The 20677-nt window shown below is 42.1% G+C and carries 13 protein-coding genes; 3 read left to right on the plus strand and 10 right to left on the minus strand.

The features are described from left to right. Positions 1-23: 23 nt before the first annotated feature. Positions 24-908, minus strand: a complete 885-nt coding sequence (locus tag X939_RS0103495) for a DUF3078 domain-containing protein (RefSeq protein ID WP_229235964.1) — start codon at positions 906-908, stop codon at positions 24-26. Between the two features lie 603 nt (positions 909-1511). Here X939_RS0103495 and X939_RS0103500 point away from each other — a divergent pair. Next, complete coding sequence (locus X939_RS0103500; protein WP_025761887.1) at positions 1512-3539, plus strand: tetratricopeptide repeat-containing sensor histidine kinase; 2028 nt, start codon at positions 1512-1514, stop codon at positions 3537-3539. 72 nt (positions 3540-3611) lie between these two features. On the opposite strand, the gene X939_RS0103505 is transcribed toward X939_RS0103500, so the two are convergent. The 6 genes from X939_RS0103505 to X939_RS0103530 all read right to left on the minus strand — a co-directional run bounded on the left by X939_RS0103505 (position 3612) and on the right by X939_RS0103530 (position 13252). Beyond that, the gene (locus X939_RS0103505) at positions 3612-3818 is read right to left on the minus strand and encodes a hypothetical protein (protein ID WP_025761888.1); all 207 of its coding nucleotides are present in this window, start codon (positions 3816-3818) and stop codon (positions 3612-3614) included. Positions 3819-4161: 343 nt separating this feature from the next. Continuing rightward, positions 4162-5670 (minus strand): RagB/SusD family nutrient uptake outer membrane protein, encoded by a 1509-nt coding sequence (locus tag X939_RS0103510; RefSeq protein ID WP_025761889.1) that lies wholly within the window; start codon positions 5668-5670, stop codon positions 4162-4164. A 13-nt stretch (positions 5671-5683) separates the two neighbouring features. Further along, entirely contained in the window at positions 5684-8737 is a 3054-nt protein-coding gene (locus tag X939_RS0103515) for a SusC/RagA family TonB-linked outer membrane protein (RefSeq protein WP_025761890.1), read from the minus strand. A 668-nt stretch (positions 8738-9405) separates the two neighbouring features. Beyond that, on the minus strand, positions 9406-10038 hold the full coding sequence (locus tag X939_RS0103520) for a porin family protein (protein ID WP_025761891.1): 633 nt from the start codon (positions 10036-10038) through the stop codon (positions 9406-9408). A gap of 832 nt (positions 10039-10870) precedes the next feature. Then, the gene (locus X939_RS0103525) at positions 10871-12073 is read right to left on the minus strand and encodes an MFS transporter (protein ID WP_025761892.1); all 1203 of its coding nucleotides are present in this window, start codon (positions 12071-12073) and stop codon (positions 10871-10873) included. Between the two features lie 198 nt (positions 12074-12271). Further along, on the minus strand, positions 12272-13252 hold the full coding sequence (locus X939_RS0103530; protein WP_025761893.1) for a ThuA domain-containing protein: 981 nt from the start codon (positions 13250-13252) through the stop codon (positions 12272-12274). Positions 13253-13375: 123 nt separating this feature from the next. Here X939_RS0103530 and X939_RS0103535 point away from each other — a divergent pair, with 123 nt between their 5' ends. Beyond that, a complete protein-coding gene (locus X939_RS0103535) occupies positions 13376-14524 on the plus strand; it encodes an alpha/beta hydrolase (RefSeq protein ID WP_025761894.1) in 1149 nt (382 codons plus the stop codon). On the opposite strand, the gene X939_RS0103540 is transcribed toward X939_RS0103535, so the two are convergent. The 3 genes from X939_RS0103540 to X939_RS0103550 form a co-directional block, all read right to left on the minus strand. Next, positions 14519-15634 (minus strand): acyltransferase family protein, encoded by a 1116-nt coding sequence (locus tag X939_RS0103540; protein WP_025761895.1) that lies wholly within the window; start codon positions 15632-15634, stop codon positions 14519-14521. The genes X939_RS0103535 and X939_RS0103540 overlap by 6 nt on opposite strands. Before the next feature lie 299 nt (positions 15635-15933). Then, positions 15934-17055, minus strand: coding sequence for an MBL fold metallo-hydrolase (locus X939_RS0103545; RefSeq protein ID WP_025761896.1), 1122 nt, complete (start codon positions 17053-17055; stop codon positions 15934-15936). Between the two features lie 185 nt (positions 17056-17240). After that, positions 17241-18524, minus strand: a complete 1284-nt coding sequence (locus X939_RS0103550; protein ID WP_025761897.1) for an alkaline phosphatase family protein — start codon at positions 18522-18524, stop codon at positions 17241-17243. Between the two features lie 610 nt (positions 18525-19134). Between X939_RS0103550 and X939_RS0103555 the strand changes: the two genes are divergently transcribed. Next, complete coding sequence (locus X939_RS0103555) at positions 19135-19656, plus strand: sigma-70 family RNA polymerase sigma factor (protein WP_025761898.1); 522 nt, start codon at positions 19135-19137, stop codon at positions 19654-19656. Positions 19657-20677 lie beyond the last annotated feature (1021 nt).

The raw sequence follows: 20677 nt of genomic DNA on the forward strand, positions 1-20677 counted from the left end.
TGTGGCCTTTTGGATGGCTGGTACTAAAACGAATACTGGAAACCAATATTGAGCCCTTGAGCAAATTGAATATCTCCGCTTTGGTCGTCGTCATAGACCACGATACTACTTAAATTAACATTAATAAACTTATTGACTTTAGCCGTCAGTGCAGCGTCCAAACGGTGATCCGCATTAAAGGGATCCATGATCGTGGAATAAAGCTGGTAGCGAAACTTCAAATTGACCTGTTTAAATATTTCCTTGTTATAATTCGCTACGATCTGCATCAGAGCCAGTTCATAGCGAATTCTATGGCCGATGGGAACACCATAATTTTTCTGATCGGGTGTGTTTACATACAAACCCCGATCGGCTACTACGGTCTGACGAAAGGCTCCAGGTGCAAAGTCTAAGAAAAAATAGGGTACAGGTTTGTACTCCAAACCTATTGATTGAGTAAAATAAGCCGGAGAAAGTAAGTTAGAAACCCGCTTTTTTATATTAATGGAATCTCCGATCGTCTTGTAATCATATCCTGGAGCAAACTGTGATTGGAAGTTCACATTGGCAAAGACTTCCCATTTCGGATTCAATGTCCTACTATATTTAAAGTCGAGAAAGACGCGATCCATATTCTTACGACTCTCCTGGCCCTGATTCTTTACGAAGCCGAACTGAGACTGGAAGTCTGTTCTCCATGCATTTTTTCCATGCTTTCGTTCGAAAAGTGCATTTACAAACGTCCCAATTCCTACCGAGGTAACGCCCCCTCCTGTCCAGTTGCTACTGAAACTGCCCTGATTGAAGTTAGCGCCAAACTGAATTTTATGCCAAGCTGTATCCTGAGATATCTTCAGACGATTGGCATTGATTTTATTCGATAAATCGACCAGCTTCTGAAAATCATATCCGGTCTGGGCAAACACTGAATTAATACCAAGACAAAATTGGAGAAACACTGACCAAGCAAAGAATATGGATAATTTTTTTAACGTTGTTAAGGGTATCATACTGTAATCGGAAGGTACTGCACTCCCCTTTAGAAAAGGGGAAATAAATTTCACTCTTTTAACCCATGACATGGGATTCTTATTGCATTCGGAAAGTTAATAAATTCTAATCAAGCTTAACCTTTATTGATTCTACGATAAGAAATAGGAAAGCAAAACTACGAAAGTGTTCTACTGATTCAAAATTCAGGTCTATGCTTAGTACCATTGGAGCAAGACAGCAAGTTTCTATAAGGAGGAAAAATCCAATATAATTTATTCTTACAAAAGTGATATATACAAGAAATTCTACGTCACATTGTCCAATAATGTGCGATAATGTAACCTTTTAATAAGTATTTTTAGCAAAAAAACTTTTACATTATATTATTGCGTTATTGTCCTACATATATTAGTTTCATTATCTGATATTACTTGCAGTATTATATATGAAATATTTCAACCACTAATCAGGAGTTTACTTTAGAACATATGCTATATGATAGCGAATACAGTTGTACAATTGATCGGATAAGAATCTTGTTTTTAATTTTTTCAGCCATACTGGGGTTGGGGGGCTGCTCAGACTCGCAGGACAGCCAAGCACAAAGGAATCAGAAGCTAGACGATGCAAGGGAAATTGCTTACGAATATATGACTATCGGGCATATAGACAGCGCCAAATACTATTACGACTCCGTATATAGCAACATTCCCCATCCCAATAAAATAGAGAAAATACAGAGACATCTATTTTACGGGGCCGGCTATTATACGCAATTATACGATGCATCTATGCAAATTGCCCATCTGGACAGCATTCAGTACTTAACAGGAGAAGATCCTGATGATTCGCAGCTACTCTCTACTTTAATTCTCAGTCTATTCTTAGCGGGAGATCGACACTTTGAAGTGGGAAGCTATAATAAGGCCTTTAAAAAATATTTTGAAGCCAAAACTTTAATGCCCCGAGTAAAAGATCCCTGTAAGAGAGGGCATCATCAGTACCGGCTTGGAATGATACATTACAAACAGGGTTTATACCAGGCTGCCAAAAACTACTTTCAAAGTAGTTTCGATCTCACTGCCAATTGTGCTGACGACTTTCCAGAGTATGCGCTTCGTCAAGAGTTATTAAACAATATTTCGCTTACCTATGACCGCCTTAAGAATCAGGATAGCTCGGCGTATTATATCAATCTATCATCAAAACTTTTTGAACAGGGTACCAAAAAGTTTCCGCAGCATGTCAAATATTTTAATAGAGTACGATCTGTCTTCCTACAGCAGGCTGCGCAGCAAGATGAGCAGACGGGGAATATTAATAAGGCAATTTACAAGGCCAATCGAGCTTACCAATATTTAATCCCGGAAGATGCCTTGTATGAAAATACGCAGGAACTGCTCCTTTATCTTGTCCGCTTAAATCGTAAGAATGGCAATCTTTCTCAAGCGCTGAGATGGTATCGCGCCCTCATGTCTACCCTGATCAAACTCCCAAACCCTACCATACGCCGTGAAGCACTCCTAGAATACAGCCATATCAAGGGTATGGAAGGGGAGTATGCTGAGGCCAACTCCTATTTATCGGAATATATTACTGAAAATAAGTCTCTTCGATTGGCGGGAAGAAGTGCCTATCATATCGATTTCCAGGAAGAATTCAGGAATTTTGAAGATCAGAAAATTTATCAGGCTCTCTTTAAAAGTAGCCGTTATCAGACATTAGGGTTGATCATTATTGCTATTTTCGCCCTATTAGTTATAGTTATCACATTCCTGTTCATCCGAAGCATTATGATTAGTGGCCGAGGCATGACCCGTTTAGAATTTTTACACAAGGACCTGGCCTTTCAGAACTGGTTATTAGCCGGTAGTCTGGCAGACCTCAAACATGTAAATCAGCAAATGGATCATTTGCTGATCATGGTAGCTAAAGGCCTTCGGGGTCCGGCATATACTATCGGCGATTATATTCATAAACTTCAGACCCTCCAGTCGTCAGATCCTGCCGCTCTCGAACTATTACAAATGGCTTCCCAAGCGCATGCTCAATCTCAAAATATGATTGAGGGACTTCTTGGTCCAGAGGCGAATAGTCAAGAAGAATTTCAGATTACAAACCTGGAACAATTAATTAGGGATAGTGTAGAACAGTCAAAATTTAGCGCTCAGAAAAAATCTCAAACCCTTCATTTCTACGGGGACCGGGGGATAAGTGCTCCTGTGCAACCCCTACAATTAAGCCGTGTAATTAATAATCTTCTTGCAAATGCCATCAAATTTAGTTCTCAGCACCAGGCTATAGAAATTTATCTAAGAAGAACCGAGCAAATTGAAATTGAAGTTCGTGATTTCGGGATCGGAATACCGCCAGAAATGCTTGGGCACATCTTTGACAAAGTAGCTGATTCTAACCGGCAGGGAACAGATGGGGAAAAGTCATATGGCCTGGGGCTGGCTTTTTGCAAAGAAGTTATTGAACACCACCAGGGTAAAATATGGATTAATAGTATACCGGGTCAGCAAACTCAGGTATTTATTAGTCTTCCCATGATTAATTCATAAAAAAGGATCCTTTGCAGGATCCAGATATTCAAAACAAAATATTTAGCTTAAAAATAAGGAGGAAAATTAAGATTACTCTGCAACATTCTCCTTTGAGCGCTTTGCATGTCCACCTGGAGTAAATTCACCGTTGATCCATCTCACAAAGTTTATTGACTGGGTCTGATACATTTGTGCAGATAGAGGTTTTAGGTTAGACTCTTCAATCTCCTTCAAATACATTTGCAACAACCGATCAATTTCTTTTAAGTTACTCTCACTGGTTTTCGTCTGCTTCATACCGTCGTATTATAAAGTGCGTTAATAACAAAATAAGACTGCTTAAGCCTTATATTCAAATTTACCACCTTTTGCCCGGCAGGAAATAAAAATGGTGCCAATGCCATGTTTATTGGGGTAAGCCCGGATATTTCTGTGATTTAACAGATTCAATGATAGAGACCACCATTATGCAGTAAGTTCGAATTAAATTATTTTGATACTGAGAGAATCTTTGAGACCTTCTTTACGAATTGAACAGTATGGCCAACGAGCTATATCTCTGCCAGCAATAGATGCCCTATAATAGCAAAGAGCCGACTGATGTGCTTCAGCCGACTCTTTCATTAGAATACAGTTCGATTTATGGATTCTGTGCTAGATTAGGGTTGCGATCAATTTCTGACTGCGGGATATAAAAGATTGTCCGCGGATCAGTAGGCAATACCTTTTGAGATAAATCGGTGGTTGGGGTATTGTTCAGACTATGTGTCCCAGGATAATTACGCTCCATCGCTCGGTTATTTCTAAACAAGTCATAGGCCCGGTGACCTTCGAAGGCCAATTCCAACCAGCGCTCCTCAAGTACAACATCCAGCACCGACTTCGAACCTAGGTTCGCAACAGAATAAAGGGCATCTCCACTCAAGCCAGCCCTGGTACGTAACCGATTGATATCTTCCAACGCCAATCCGGTTTTACCTAATTTGGCATTGGCTTCAGCTCTATTCAGATACATTTCAGCCAGACGTAAATAAACGGGGGAACTAAGGTTGATTACTCCCTCCTGCAAATTGTATTTGTTTACATAATACATGGGTGTAGCTGGATTCAGCTTCTGATTATATTGCAAGGCTCCATCCTTAATATAAGGTGTTATAAAACGAGATCTTAAATCGGAGGGGTTTTTGGCCAGAAAATCAACCAGTTTCTGCGAGGCATAAATTTCTGCCCAACCGCTAACACCTTGCCCTTGAGGTGCTCCAGAGGCATCACCACTGAAATACATGGAACCTATGGCCGAAAATCCACGATCCTGAACTTTAGTATGCTGAATCGCAAAGATCGTCTCCGGATTACTTGCCGGAGCTGTTTGGAAATAACCGGTAAAGGCATTTCCTTCCGTTAGGGAATAACGACCCGAATCGATGACCAAACTGGCATATTTAACCGCATTTTCGTAGTCTTCTTTGTAGAGATACACCCTGGATAGTAATGCCAACGCAACTTCTTTAGAAGCAAAACTATTCGATTTTGGCTCGTTCATTAATTCAGCAGCCTTTTGTAAATCGGCTATAACCGAATCATAAACCTCCTTAACGGAACTTCTAGCAATTGTATTTTTTTCTTCATCGGAAAGCCCCTCCAGAAGTAAAGGAACTCCTGGATTAGCTCCACTGCCCTGAGGGTATGGCTTACCAAAGACACGCACCAGATTATAATGCATCATAGCACGTAGATAAAGATTCTCCCCCTTAAGCTGCTTAAGGGTAACAGAAGCATCGTCAGGTACGTAAGCAATAATCTTATTTGCAGCTGCTATTACCTTATATGCCTGGCCCCAAAAGTTAGTAGCATGGGTAGAAGTATTGATATGCGTATACCGATAGGCTCGAGTAAGGTCGTCACTGGAGGATTGTCCCTGGGCGATTTCATCGCTGGGAAATTCCATTAAAAAGTGAACACTCCTGACATATGCGGCATTTAAAAGTACCGCATAGGTACCAATTGTAGCCGTTTCCACGTCGGCGGCATTGGTGAGGGCAGACTCTTCATCTATAGAAGTTGCCGGCTCAAAGTATTGCTCACAGGAAGCCGAGCCAAAGGCCAGACCACCTATTAACATGTATTTATATATCGATCTTGATTTCATTGCTCTTGATTAATTAGAATGATAAATTGATACCAAACAAGAACTTCTTGCTAATGGGGTAGCGAATGGTAGATACGCCTGAGCTCAAATTCACCTGGGAAAGGGATACTTCCGGGTCGGGACCTGAAAACTTGGTTCCAGTCCATAAGTTGTCCCCACTTACAAATACTGAAATACCATTGAAGCCGATCTTCTGAGTAATGTTTTCTGGAATGGAATATCCAAAACGTACATTCCGCAAACGGATGTAGCTTCCATCTTCCAGATAACGGGTAGAAGTTTGATTAGAATCTTTATTACCTCCTACTATCGGTTTGGGGTGCGTAGCAATGTCACCAGGTTTTTCCCAACGATTCCATCCATCCGCCAAGACCATAGCATTATAGCTTTCATATAAACCATCGTTATCGAAGTAGAACCGACTTCCGTTATACACATAATTCCCATAAACGAAATTAAAAAATGCCGATAAAGTAAAACCTTTATAAGAAAGGGTATTAGACAATCCACCTGTGAATTTAGGAGCCGCAGACTTCCCGGTGAACTGGCGAGAATCGGCAGTCTGAACTTCAGAATACTTGTTAGTAAGCGTTTTGGTAATATTTCCTTCTGCATCCTTACTTAGCTTTTCCCATTGAGGATCACCGTTGTCCGGGTTAACACCCGCCCAAACTGGCATATTCCATTCGTCCATATCGTGTCCTAATGCAATGGGTTGACTTGCCCCGCTATTAAAGACAGTAGCTCCGTCGCTAAGGCTTATCACCTTGTTCCGATTCAGGGCCAGATTAAGATTGGTCTCCCAGGTAAAATCTTTTCGTTTTATATTAGTGGAGGTAAGGCTAAATTCCAAACCCTTATTTCGTACCGAACCCGCATTGACCCACACATAGCTATACCCTGTAGTGGCCGCCAATGGTTTGCGGTAAAGCAATTCACTAGCCTCCTTTACGTAAGCATCCACCACCAGATCAATTCGATTAAAGAAGCTAAGGTCAAACCCTATATTGGAAGAGCGAATTTTCTCCCAGGTTAGATCAGGATTTCCTTTCTGTGCCGGAGCGGCTCCCGGAAGACCACCGTAACTGGCAGACTGAGAGATACTATATAGTCCCAATGAGGCGAAATTGCTAATGCCATCTGCATTTCCTACCGTACCATTACTGGCTCTTATTTTGGCAAATGTCAACGCTTTGTTTCCTTTTAAAAATGCCTCATTACTCAGGATCCAGGAGGCTCCTAATTGGTAAAAGTTCGCTGTTGCATTGTTTTTTCCGAATAAGGATGAAAATTCGTTAACAAAAGATCCTGTTAGGAAGTAGCGGTTGTCAAAATTGTAGTCGGCGGTAGCTAAATATTTTCGAAAAGCCACCTGATCGTATTCTCCGGTAGGGTTACTTAAAACAGCCGTAGCTACTGACATTACATCTCGGCCAGGAGGCAACCCCTTCCCAGAGGAGCTCGCACTACTATTATAAGTCCTTTCAGCCTCTGCGACTCCGAGTAAACTCAGGCTATGCAAACCAAACTCTTCATCGTAACGAATACGATTAGACGTTAAGAGCCGATTGGTGTAGGTAGAGCCATTATAGAGCTCTCCCCCATTTGCGCCTCCCTGTTTGGTACGCTTATCATTATAACTTGCCGACTCTCCGTTTCCGAAAAATACCCTGTTATAAGATGACAAGGTCAGTTTGTCGGTCAGGCTATAATCTAGATTAATATCGGTGTTGATATTCAAACTTTTTGCTTTTGAATAGTTATACTGAATGGAATGTAAGAAATTTTCCCGGTCACGACCCTGCCAGCCCGCGTAGCTTCGACCATCTATCGGGGCTCCATCGGCATCGTAAGCCGGATCCCAGGGCATGTTATTATAGGCATCATAAAGCGTATTACTATTCGCATAATTATCCTTTGTAAATGTACCATTGATCAAAACCTTAGCCTGCAGCTTTTTGGTAAGCTGTGACTGTAAATTAGTACGAAAGTTGTAACCTGTTTTATCGTTTTCGACCAGCGTACCCTGCTCCTTGTAATAATTTCCCGAGATATAAAAAGTGGTTTTATCATTTCCTCCCGATGCAGATAGGTTATGGTTGTTAACCATTCCCGTCCGGAAACCCTCGTCCCACCAGTTCGTATTGACGGCAGTCAGACTTGGATCAAGCGTTCTGAAGGTACTCTGATAATCGTATAACTGCTGAGAATTCATCAATTTGAAGTTACCAGTAGTAGCCTTACCAAAACCGATGGTGTTATTAAACGTAAATTTGGTTTTACCTGCCTGCCCAAGTTTTGTAGTCACGATAATTACCCCGTTGGCCGCCCGTGATCCGTAAAGACCCGTTGCCGCCACATCTTTTAGAACTGTAACATTCTCAATATCCGCAGGGTTATAGGTACCACCAATATTACCATCCACTACCACAAGTGGGCTCGTTCCGGCGGAAATAGTCCCGGCACCCCTGATCAGAATCCGAGCTGGGCTGGTCGGATCACCCGAACCGGAGGAAACCACCACCCCGGGAGCCTTTCCCTGGAGCAAGTTTGGAAGCTCATTGGAGGTAACGTCTCTTAGCTTTTTATTATCTATCACCGCTACCGAGCTGGATAGGTATTTTACTTTCTTGGAGGAGTAACCCACAACCACGACTTGCTCCAATACGCTCACCGAAGATTTAAGGCTTACTGTCAGCTGATTCTGTGCGCCAATAGCGATTTCTTGTTGTTCATAACCAATAAAACTGAAAACCAGGGTAGGATTTACGGCCTGCCCCTCCGGAATGTTTAACTGGAAGGCTCCTGATATATCCGTAGTGGTCCCTGTATTGGTTCCCTTTACAAGTACGGTTACACCTGGCATAGTCTCCCCGTTTTCGTCGGTAACCGTACCGGAGATCTTCCGGTCGACTATCATTTTTCGCATATGCACTGTAGCAGCTTGAGCAAGATTGTCACTCATGACCGGACCTAATGCTGATAGACCCAGCACCAGGGCCAATGAGCGCCTGAGTGCTCCAGGGTGCTTCTGCACCCTGGTCATTTCTTTTCTAAAAGTTCGCATAATACATAATGGTGGTTAAATGTTTAGGTATGGATGTTAGGAATATTCAGTATATAGTTTCAAGAAACACTTACTGATTTTTGGATGTGTGTACGAACCCATTCGTGAGAATTAAAAAAGACAAACAAAGTATTGTATGCCTGCCTACCCCATTGAATAGAGAACGTTCATAGGGCAAGTTTAAGAAATATAAAATAGCAATCAAAACAAATTATATTTTAAGTTGGAGTAAAATTTAAAGATATTATATATATCACCAGGCATTATTAAAATATTTATACAATGATTCGCCGAAATTTACCAAAGCCCTCCTCCTTCAATCTTTTAAATCGTATCGCTAAATCGTATTAAGCAAATCACTTAATCAAAATATAAAATATAAATATTTTTATATTCAAGAATTTATCAGGCAGGTTGCGCTGTATTTCCGGTCCTTCGCCCCATCTACCCGCAGTTACCTGCCAATAGTTCGGGAAATAAATCAGCGAGCTGATTGCAGTGTATCTGCGATTTCTGCTTTGGAATCCAATACACGGTCGCACATTTTTAAAAATACTATAAGGAATAAGGACATAGTACCCTTAGAAAGGATGGTCATATCGACGCAAAAAGGCCGACTTGTTTCCAAATCGGCCTTTTTGTTATTAATTATGAATAAAGAGTCGGTTTTATCTTAGCCGTCCTGTATTGCTATTATACGTTCCTAAAGGAAAGCTTACACCGGCATGAATGCCCCATTGATGATTTTTTAAATTCACTGCATCGTTTTTGGCAATATCCAAGAGTCCCAATCCATAGCGGGCATCGACGTTGAGCCATATTTTCTGAGAAAGCCGGTAATTGAAACCTGCTCCAAAAGTAAGGCCTAAATCGAATGGATTGTAAACCCGGTTGTTGCTGTCCCCATTGATATTATCGCCGTTTTCGTTTTTAGCATTCAGCAAAAAATTAAGATTAGGACCAGCGAAAATCTTGGGTCTAACACGTTGACCATATCGACCTAAAAAGTAGGTTGCCAGCAGAGGCACCTGAAGATAATTGAGGTTGATTTCCTGTGTTTTGTTAAAACGTTGTGCTCCCATCTGGGTATACAGCACTTGTCCGCTAAAACCAAAATTGGTTTTTGTACTATAGTTGTAAAAAGCGCCGACTGTCAATCCCGGATTCCACTGAACGTCACTAATATCGCCGCGCAGTGAAGCCATTGAAAGTCCGGCAATAGGGCCAATGGAAACGTTTTCCTGAGCTTGAGCCCCTATCCCTATAAATAGAGACATGACGAATATGATGAATTTTTTCATAATAATAAGTTTGATTTTTTTTATAATCTACTAGAACTGTGCCAGCCTTATTTTATACCAATCCAGTTCGATCAACGACTTCATTTATAAAGTATTCTACATTTTCATCAAAAAACTCAGCCCTTCTCTGTCCGGAATATAGGGATATAAATTCTACAGTTCCTCCGCAAGACTCCCACAAGTTGTTGGCATTTCCATCTTAGGTCACGCTTCCCTATTGCCGTCCAATTTCCCAGTAAGTCGATTTAATGTAGCCACACTGCATTTTTAGGATGTTTGCTGAACCATACCAGAGGGATCAAGCAAAACTAAATATCCTTGCACTACAGAACGCAGACCCGGTTCCTCTCCCTCCCCCGACACGACGGGCAACTTAACCATCAGCTTCACCGGGCCAGGTTTTTTACTTCTGCCGCTTGCAATTATTAAATGGAGCAGCCCGGTTTCACATACACCGCTCTCTAATATATTAATCCCTTGACAGCCCTGGGCCCAGATTTACGAATGAGCTAATGTGTAGGTATCCCACACCAACCGATGAGATAAAAACTCTTAGACTCGATTAGGCTCAAAACGCACCTTTCTAACAACTGAAGCATCAGGGATTACGAAAGGGCATAGGTCTGGATTTACATCCAGTGGCTGCCCGAAAGTGACTTTGCCTCTAATGACCAGCCCTGTATGGAGAAATATCCTGAAGAGCCCGCGGGGAACTTATTAAAGTGGAATTTTTCATTCCAATATATTGATTTAAGCTATTTTTAAAAGGATAATCAATTCTGATCAACTACCTGTTAGCAATCGGACTACCAGACTATAAGACAGTTGGCAGTCATTGGATATTGTGCAACCCTGTATCCCTTCTCAGACCATATGCCAGTCCAACGATTAAAATAAGTGAACCAACAAAAACGAAAGCCACCGTCAACGAATACCAGTTGGCGAGCACACCCAAAAGGGCGGGACCAGCGAGCTGCCCGGCATAGCCTAGGGAGGTAATAGCGGGCAGGGCCACAGTACTTGAAATATTGGGAAGCCGCCCAGCTTCGCTAAAAAATACGGGAACAATATTGGCTGCTCCAAGACCTATTAAAGTAAAACCTGTTAAGGCTGCAAGGCTAGAGGGTACCCAAGCTATAATAGCAAAGCCTAGTGTCGCTGCAAGGCTCCCACACACTACGATCTTCTGAGATGATGTCCGGGATACGATCCCGTCGCCGATCAATCGCATAATAGCCATAGCCACAGAAAAGCAAGCATAACCCAGTCCTGCGTATGCCTCTGGAACATCCCGGTAGTCTCTTAAATACAGGGCACTCCAGTCGAGAACTGCCCCCTCGGATAAAAACACAATAAAACACATCCCACCAAGGAAAATGACGGAAGGATTGAGATAGGAGGATTTGGCAATATAAGCATCTTGAGAAGGCAGGCTAAATTGACTGATAGAAGCCTTTTCAGTATTATAATCTAACAACCAATAATAACGCAAAAGCACGATGGTAATCAGGACCAAGGAAATTATAACAACCGATACAAAGGGTGAAAGACCTAAGGTAATGAATAAGCCTACGAAAATTGGCCCTAATAATCCGCCCACACTATAAAAGCCATGAAACGAGGACATAACGGGTTTCGAGACCAGATTTTGCACCTGTACCCCATGTGCATTCATGGCCACATCAATACTGCCTATGCCCCCACCAAAAACGAAAAGCATGCAGGAAATGCTCAGGGGGGCTTCCATTAGCAAAAGAGTAGGCAGTGACCATGCCATAACCATAGCCGCGATCAGAACAACGCGTCGGCTGCCATATTGAGCAATGAGCCACCCAGCGACAGGCATGGAAGTTATGGCCCCTGCTCCCATAGACAATAACAATAACCCCATCCCCCCTTCATCCATACCTAACCGATCTTTCACAAAGGGTACCATTGGCGCCCAGGCAGATATACCAATTCCACAAACAAGAAACATGGCCAATGTAGCATGTCTTGCATGTCTCAGTTCAAGATTACTCCTCGTAACTTCCATACCCCCTATTGGTTTCCACGTGTCGATAATGGGCTCAGCTTATTTTTTTAATGATCACATTGCTTCGAATGAAAGACTATCAAAGCTTAATTCCTGTTAATCAAAGCAACAATTTCCTTTCATATGGCTCAAAACATAGGAGCCATATGAAAGGAAATTGTTTTCCAGGTAAGTAATATACCAGACACGCTCATCTTCCTATTTATGATCGAAAGAGCGCTGACTGACCTTATTTTCGGTAGGAAAATCGGTAGGAATAGGGATATCTACCTTACCGGTGGCAGCCCACTGACTTCCACGTTGCAAGCAGGTTATAAAACCTACGCAGGATACGGAATAGTCAACATGCCCCATAGCCATATGGAATACACGTCCCTTTCCATATTTTAAAGTCATAAGCATTGGTTCGTTTCGATCGGTACCCTTATTACTTTTAGGAGAAAAAGCTGTTGCCAGTATCTGCATATTTTCAGCAGGTCCTCGCAAGCGATCGTAGAGTTCATCTTTACTATGTAGCCAATGGCTGGGCATTCCTTTGGTTATAGGATGCTGAGGCTCGCGGACAGTAATCAGAAATTCGGATTGAGCACCATGCGATCCTGCATTCCCAGGCTCATTATCTCTCACCAATTTACCTTCCTGATCATAATAGACGTACGGTCCGTCCTTTTCGGTACGATTTCCCCAACCACCTAGCCCAATCATCTGGTTATAGGCTATCCACTCGGGAAATGAGTTATTAGCAGCATGTATAACCACCAGTCCTCCACCCTTCTGCATATACCTTTCAAAATCCTTTTGGGTCTCCAGGGGCCAGGGAGCGGCATTCCACCCAAAATTACTCACGATTACATCGTAGTCCGAAAACTTAGGTCGAAAACTGGAATCGGCCTTTGGTTTGGCTAAGGCCACAGTCTCTACCCTGTTACCACTAGGATAAGCCGAAAGCCACTCGTCTCCTTTCCAAGTATAATGACTACGTTGTACGTCTACCTTAAACTTTTTGGTGTCTTCCAGAAAATATTTCATCATTGCCGTCACCTTAGGCCATTGATCGTGATTATTCTGCCCATCAACGATCAGAACGCGGATAGGAGATCGCTGTCCACTGGCCGATGGGCTGCAATAAAAAATGCTGACTAAAGCTAATAATAAAGTGAGACTAGTATTTTTTTTCATCTAATTGTTCCTTTAAATAATTTCCTAAAGAAGTTCCGTAGAGTGAATTTTTACTTATATGAGGTTCTACATATATTTAGGACGATTTTACGTCCTGTGTGCACTGGCAAAATAATGTAATTAATGTTTCAAACTTTAAGTTTCGTGGTCAGAGCCAATGTATTCCTCTTTTGGATAGGAATCTTATTCTTTGAATCAGGATGTTCAAAATCTGTAAGCGTATTGCCAGAAGTAAACCCTCCTACGGATACGACAACCACCGGGGAGCCTACACCACTAAAGCCGAGCTTACAGCTGACACTCGACACGACGTTCGCCAGCGATAGCGATGAGATCTTTGCAACCACTGCCAGATTTGGATCTAAGGAGCTTTATTCTTGGGAAGAAATTAAGGTGGAAGAAGGTATTTATGGGCAGGCGGTAGACTACCTGGGTCGCAAAATTTCTTTACAATATAAATTCATGGCTCCAGCCAACGATACCCTTTCTCATAGACCATTTATAATGATGATTCATGAAGGGGCTTTCCTGTTTGGCGATAAAGAAAATGAGACCAACAAGGTCAGGAGCCTGGCCATGAGGGGTTATGCTGTGGCCACCATCAATTATCGTGTCGGGTATGACGGAGGAAGTCAGGTGAACCCCTGTGGCGGGCAATACAAAGGCGCTGCCGAGGCGATCTACCGGGCTGTTCAAGACAGCTATACTGCTCTTCACTACTTCATGGATCGGCGTCAAATTCTTGGCATCGATACCAGCCAGGTGTTTTTGGCCGGTAGCAGCGCTGGCGCTATCACCTTGTCTGCCTTAGCCTATACAACCGAATCAGATTTTGAAAAAATACAACCTGGCCTTTTTTCATCTCTGGGTCCTTTGGATCCTTGGCAGGTTGGACGACGAATAAAGATCAGAGGATTACTTACCAGCCTTGGGTATGGCCTGCCTGTTCCCCATCAGCTACGCAGGACGAATGCCAGACCTATTATCTTCTTTCAGAAGGCAGAAGACACGGTATTGCCAAATTACTCAGGGCCTCTCTTTGGCTGTAAAGGATTCCCGGAGCTCATGGGAAGCGAATTGCTTGTAACCGAGCTAAAGAAATATGCACAAAGCTACGAACTTAATATAGAGTCAGGAACAGGGCATTTATTGAACTTTCCCGATCAGTATATTGCAGAAAAATATGCTGTATTTATCAAAAAAATATGGCAGAAAGACCTTCAACAAAGTAGATACCTAGATTATAACATGATTGAAAACAATAAGTTATAATATTGAAACCGAGGGAGCAATCACGGTATTAGCTCTATTCACTCTAAAAATATTCTCTAAATAGCGGTGTGACAAAAAGGCTATGAGGAGGGTGCAAATTATACTAGCCACCAGAAATATACCCTGCGACAAATAATCAGTAAGACCTGCCCGAAGCAGCAAACTGATCAGGAACGATTGGACGGTAAGATGCCATAAATAGATGGAAAATGAAACATCTCCCAGCCAAAGTAAAGGTCTCCAGATTTTAATATTTTTGGTTTCGAAATAGAAAATAGTACTCATAAAGGCCAAAAAAAGGATCCAGCCCACCGCCATTGGTCCATGATCCATATGATATCCAGTTATGTATTTATAGCCAAAAACTCCCCATAAAAGCAAGAAAGGCCATATTGGCTGAAATATTTTGCAAAACAATCGATAAGGAGCTGGATATATGTAAGAAAAACCAGCCAGTATCCCAAGCAAAAAATTAATATAGATAGGGGTCGAAGGAAATAAGATAAAGGGTTCTATCAAGGTGGTTAAACCACTCGTGAAAAGTAGGCTTATCGAATCCCAAAATGGAGCCAAAAGATATAAACCCCCATGGATGGCAGCCAAAATCCACCACCGAAATTTCCGAAATATCAGCGAAAAGGAGATAAAGAAGTAAAAATAAAACTCGTAATTCAGTGTCCATCCTACAGGTAAACTGGCATACCCGTAAAAGGGAGGAGTAGTACTGTCCAGGGGTAGGTAAAATATACTTTTTAACATCGCAATCGATACCTCCTTCGTAAGTTGGAAACGATAGGTTAGTAATACATGCACGATGGTGGCAATGACATAAACGGGCCAGATTCTCATCACTCTCCTCTTCAAAAAAACAAGAGCCACTCTAAGCCCCCCGCCACCTGTCTCCTTCTTCTTTAATTTTCGGGTAATGAGCACCATTAAGAAGCCACTAATAATGAAAAAGAGATCAACACCTACAAATCCATTATTAAACAAAAGATCTAAAGCCTTTTTTAATTGAGTATCTGTAATCAACAGATTTTTAAAATGAAAGAAAAGCACCGCCATGGCGGCAATGCCTCTCAGGGCCTGAATGCTCTCAATTGTTTTCATATACTGCCAGCCTTGGTGTCAGCAATCACATAGCTCAAAGATTTATCGATCTGAATTGAAATTTCATTTCAGGCCCGAAATAATCACTATTCCATTAGATATAAAAGGTAATCTTATTATTTGGTCAATTATAGCAATTGTTAATAGCCGTCTGTTGCTGCTTAAACCAAGTCTCCAGTACGCCCAGGACGTACCATCCCCCCCCGCAGGGAAAAAGAAATATAAACGGTCTGAATGAATAGAGAGTGATACCCCTTCATGATATCAGGATTAACAAAGTATTTAGATAAGCTATTAATTTACATGGCTTCCAACCACCACTGGCTTCTGGGATAGTCTTTTCCAAGTTCAAAACGTTGCCCGATAATGGGAACAATATAAGACAACCCTTTCTGGTCTGCCGATTTTGAGAACCGGGTAATAGGATCCGTCCAGGCATGGGGAGCGAGACGGAAAGCACCCCAATGGATAGGCATGGCTAAAGCGGTATGCAGGTCCAGCCCTGCTTGCACCGTTTCTTCAGGCATCATATGAATTTCACTCCAGGCTTTGTTATATTGGCCGCATTCCAGCATGGCAAAGTCGAAGGTTCCGAACCGATCTGCAATTTCTGAGAAATGCTTACCGTACCCACCATCCCCACTAAAATAAAGCTTACGAGAATCGGTACTAAGAACCCAACTTGCCCATTGGGTAGCATCACGATCAGAAAAACCCCGACCAGAAAAATGGCGCGAAGGACATGCCGTAAAGCTAATTCCTTCCCGATTCGTATTTTCCCACCAATCTAACTCAGTAATATTTTCAGCAGCGATCCCCCAGGCTTTCAAATGTGAACCCACTCCTAAGGGTGTTATAAAATGGCCTACCCTATCCTTTAACTTGGCAATGGTAGGATAGTCTAAATGATCGTAATGGTCATGAGAAATAATGATCAGATCGATACCGTTAAGCTCCTCTAATGGAATCGGGTTTTGATAGGCAAATCGACGCGTACCGAATGGTACTGGAGCCGCCACGTCCCCTAACATGGGGTCTATCAGAATTCTCTTTCCAGCAAGTTCAATCAGAAAAGCAGAATGCCCATACCAAGTTATATATACTGAGGTGTCGGAATCCGTAGTACTATGTGCGTCCTTCTCAAAGGCGGTAGGCAAAGGACGGACCGGCCCTACTTTCTCTCCAAACATCATCGTTGGCATACTTTTCAGGGCTTCCCATACGTCTCCGGTGCTGGTATCCACAATGTTGCGAAACTTATTGTCAGCATAATGCCGGGACTTCCGCATTCGTTCCAGATCCTCCCCCTCGGGACTTTGCCCAAACTCTGGGCTCGTATACATAAACAAGGCACCACCTATGGTCATCAATACAAGCAGGATGATGAGCCCGAGCACTCCGCGGAACAAAATATATTTCATAGTCTTATCTGTCTTTTGCTTTTTTTAATCAAAGATTGGGATTAACAGCAACACTTCTCTCTATTATGCCGTGCAAACCAGTAGCGCATCCCTCAATATTAATTGGATCAGTAATCTGAAGAAATTAAGGAGGCGGTCGGTCAACCTTGCGAGAACATGATGACGGATATACTGCAAATTAATGTTTATTTACCGGACTTTAACATATCTTTCAACTCATTAAGGTTGCCATCAATAGGCTTTGGGATACTCAAACCTAAAATTCGGCACATTAATGGATACAGGTGAATATTCTTTACCGAGGGACTGATATAGCCTTGTTTAAAAGCAGGTCCCTGAGCATAAAATATCCCATGCATATCCTTAAAATTTGGATCATACCCGTGCACACCAAACTCACCGATTCCATTTCGGATTTTGCTATCTATCCCTTGTTTAGAGCTAAAATAATAGCCTATATCCGGCAGCACCTGTAGACTTCCCCAATTTTTGCTCATAGGAGTATATTCAAATCCCGGTGTATTTTCTGTTCTATAAACTTTAAAATGATTTTCCCGCTTTTTCAAGTAAGTGAAAACGGTGTCAAGGGAAATACCATCCTTAGGATGAACATTTATCAAAGATCCATTGTCCATTAAGGTATATAAGCTTTCATTCTGAATGGACTCGGATGCAATTAAGTGCTCAGTTTTAACAGTAGACATTCCATGATCCGAGACGATCATAATATTTACTGGAAGTTTCAAATCCCTTACCCCTTGAAAGAGCTCGCCTAAGTTTTTATCTAATTCAAATAAAGCCGCCTTTATTTCCTTTTCATTATCTGGTCCGAAACGGTGACCAAAATCATCCATATCAGAAAAGTACAAAGTAATCAGATGGGGTCTAGATTTCTGAGGTAAAGTCAACCACTTCAGAGCCTGTGCTACCCGGACTTCATTTTTTACATTCCCGTCATAAGTATAGGTATAAGTGGGTTTAATCCCCTGAATTTTGGCTTCGGATCCTACAAAAAAGTAACTCGCCGTCACCATTTTAGCCTTGTCAGCCAATACCCAAATGGGTGTTCCCCCGTAGAAGCTGCCATCTTCAACCATTGCTCGGTTACTAATCTTATAGACCACTTCCTTCTGATAATCGTAAAAAGTATTGCCTATTATACCATGATTCTCTGGATAAAGACCCGTTGCGATGGTATAATGATTAGGAAACGTTTTTGATGGAAAAGCAGGAATTAAAGACTCTGCCTGCACCCCGTTTCTGATAAACTCACTTAAGAATGGAGGCTTGTATTGGTTCACATAATCCCACCGAAAACCATCGAGAGAAATCAATATTAAATAAGGTTTGTCGGCCGAAGCTTTCGAGTTGGTTGTGGCAGGACTCGTTTGTTTTCCAGTCCGACAAGCACTAAAAAGAATAGGGCTCGTCATTAGGAAGATACCAAGGATAATTTTTCTTGTGTACATTTATTTAGATATAAATAATTTTAAAATTCACTTTCCAACTGTATTCCAGCCCTAAGCCCCGTAATATCTCTTGAAATCCGGTTACTCCATCAAAATATGCGTTAATTCTTCCCGGAATGCCTGCCCTAGTGTGAATGCAAAAATAGGAATTATTGAGGGAAGTAGTGTGTAGGCGGATTCAAGCCCTTACCTAGCTTGGAGGAGTAGTTCAGGATGACAGGAATATAAAAGAGAAATAACTACTCCAATAGCCTCAAAGAATCAAGGGAAAACGATATGATGCAGGCATAAATAAGCAGAAAATTTAACCACTCATAGTTTCATTAAGATTCGTTTCGGGCGATTGAATGATTGTGTAAACTCTTTGTGATAATATTTTCAGAAAATTTGTATCCTTTTATTATGACTCCAGTCTATCCAATGAACCAAAAAAAATGATAACTATGAATACTTGTCAATGTAAAGAGTGCAAATGTGATCAGTGCCAATGTGTAAATTGTGCTGAAAAAGTGTGCCCCTGCGAGCGTTGCAATTGTGATCAATGCGACTGCTGCTAAAGAATCAAATGATTGGCTTCCGAAAAAGCCAATCATTTATTAACTTACAGACTATGAATACAGAGGAGATTTGGAAACAATATCATTTAAGGCTTTATGCTTTTGTTCTGAAAATGGTAAAGCAGCAGGAGGTCGCTGAGGATATCTTGCAGGCCACCTTCATAAAGATTCATCAAAAAATCGGGCAGTTAAAGGACCAGAATAAGCTTCAGAGTTGGGTATTTCAAATTGCCCGGAATGAAGTTTACGATCATTTCAAATCCAGAACTACAATTTTGTTACCGGAAGAGCTCCCTATCTCAACGGAAGTTGAGGAGACTCCCCTCTGTTGTTTTGATAAATTTTTGGATCAACTTCCAGAAATATATGCGGCACCGATGAGGTTGGTTTATATAGATGGTAGGTCGCAGGCGGAGGCTGCCGAGGAGTTGGAGATCAGTTTGGCCAATCTAAAGGCGCGTATCCGCCGAGCGAAGTCCACCCTCAAAGATCAATTTGCCGCCTGTTGCAAATTTGAATTAAACAAAAACGGGAAGCTCATCGGGGAGCCGAACTGCTCGGCCTGCAGCGAATGAACCCCACACATTTCGCCGCAATTACATTTCAGAGAAACGTTGCCCCTTTTTTCCGATGAAGATATCAGGGCGAGTGCCCCCTTTATTGATCAATATTTTCACCGTGACAAACCCATAAAAGATAAGACTGGGGCGTTAGCCCTATAATCTTAGTAGAAAAACCAGGCCTTCAAAGCATCCAAGAGCGTAGCTCTGACATCTTAGTTAACAATAGGCACATACAATATCACGGCCTTACGCCCCATGACGAACCCCTATCGCCCCCTTTCTGATGAAGAAAACAGGGCTAGCGCCCCTTAAATAATCTCTTTCCCCTTTTTTCTACCAAGAAAGCGGGGCTAACGCCCCTTAAATAATCTCTCCCCTTTTTTCCTACCATGAAAACTGGGCTAGCGCCCCCTTTATTGATCAATATTTATACCGTGACAATCCCATACAAATGAAGACTGCGGCGTTAGCCCTAAAATCTTAGTAGAAAAACCAGACCTTCAAAGCATCCAGGAGCGTAGCTCTGACATCTTAGTTAACAATAGGCACATACAATATCACGGCCTTACGCCCCATGACGAGCCCCTATCGCCCCCTTTCCGATGAAGAAAACAGGGCTAGCGCCCCTAAATAATCTCTTTCCCCTTTTTTCTACCAAGAAAGCGGGGCTAACGCCCCTTAAATAATCTCTCCCCTTTTTTCCTACCATGAAAACTGGGCTAGCGCCCCCTTTATTGATCAATATTTATACCGTGACAATCCCATACAAATGAAGACTGCGGCGTTAGCCCTAAAATCTTAGTAGAAAAAACAGACCTTCCAAGCATCCAGGAGCTCCGACCAAGAAAACGGGGCGAGCACCACCTTTATTGGTCAATATTTTCACCGTGAAAAACACATACAGGATTAGACTGGGGCGTTAGCCCTAAAATCTTAGTAGAAAAAACAGACCTTCCAAGCATCCAGGAGCTCCGACCAAGAAAGCAGGGCTAGCGCCCTTTTTATTGATCAATATTTTCACCGTGACAAACCC

The sequence above is a fragment of the Dyadobacter tibetensis Y620-1 genome (assembly GCF_000566685.1).
GTDB lineage: Bacteria > Bacteroidota > Bacteroidia > Cytophagales > Spirosomataceae > Dyadobacter > Dyadobacter tibetensis.

Bases quoted from the DNA above. Each gene is read 5' to 3' on its own strand.
- X939_RS0103545 (WP_025761896.1), bottom strand. From the start codon at position 17,055: ATGAAATATATTTTGTTCCGCGGAGTGCTCGGGCTCATCATCCTGCTT.
- X939_RS0103515 (WP_025761890.1), bottom strand. From the start codon at position 8,737: ATGCGAACTTTTAGAAAAGAAATGACCAGGGTGCAGAAGCACCCTGGA.
- X939_RS0103540 (WP_025761895.1), bottom strand. From the start codon at position 15,634: ATGAAAACAATTGAGAGCATTCAGGCCCTGAGAGGCATTGCCGCCATG.
- X939_RS0103530 (WP_025761893.1), bottom strand. From the start codon at position 13,252: ATGAAAAAAAATACTAGTCTCACTTTATTATTAGCTTTAGTCAGCATT.
- X939_RS0103555 (WP_025761898.1), top strand. From the start codon at position 19,135: ATGAATACAGAGGAGATTTGGAAACAATATCATTTAAGGCTTTATGCT.
- X939_RS0103525 (WP_025761892.1), bottom strand. From the start codon at position 12,073: ATGGAAGTTACGAGGAGTAATCTTGAACTGAGACATGCAAGACATGCT.
- X939_RS0103535 (WP_025761894.1), top strand. From the start codon at position 13,376: ATGTTTCAAACTTTAAGTTTCGTGGTCAGAGCCAATGTATTCCTCTTT.
- X939_RS0103520 (WP_025761891.1), bottom strand. From the start codon at position 10,038: ATGAAAAAATTCATCATATTCGTCATGTCTCTATTTATAGGGATAGGG.
- X939_RS0103505 (WP_025761888.1), bottom strand. From the start codon at position 3,818: ATGAAGCAGACGAAAACCAGTGAGAGTAACTTAAAAGAAATTGATCGG.
- X939_RS0103550 (WP_025761897.1), bottom strand. From the start codon at position 18,524: ATGTACACAAGAAAAATTATCCTTGGTATCTTCCTAATGACGAGCCCT.
- X939_RS0103510 (WP_025761889.1), bottom strand. From the start codon at position 5,670: ATGAAATCAAGATCGATATATAAATACATGTTAATAGGTGGTCTGGCC.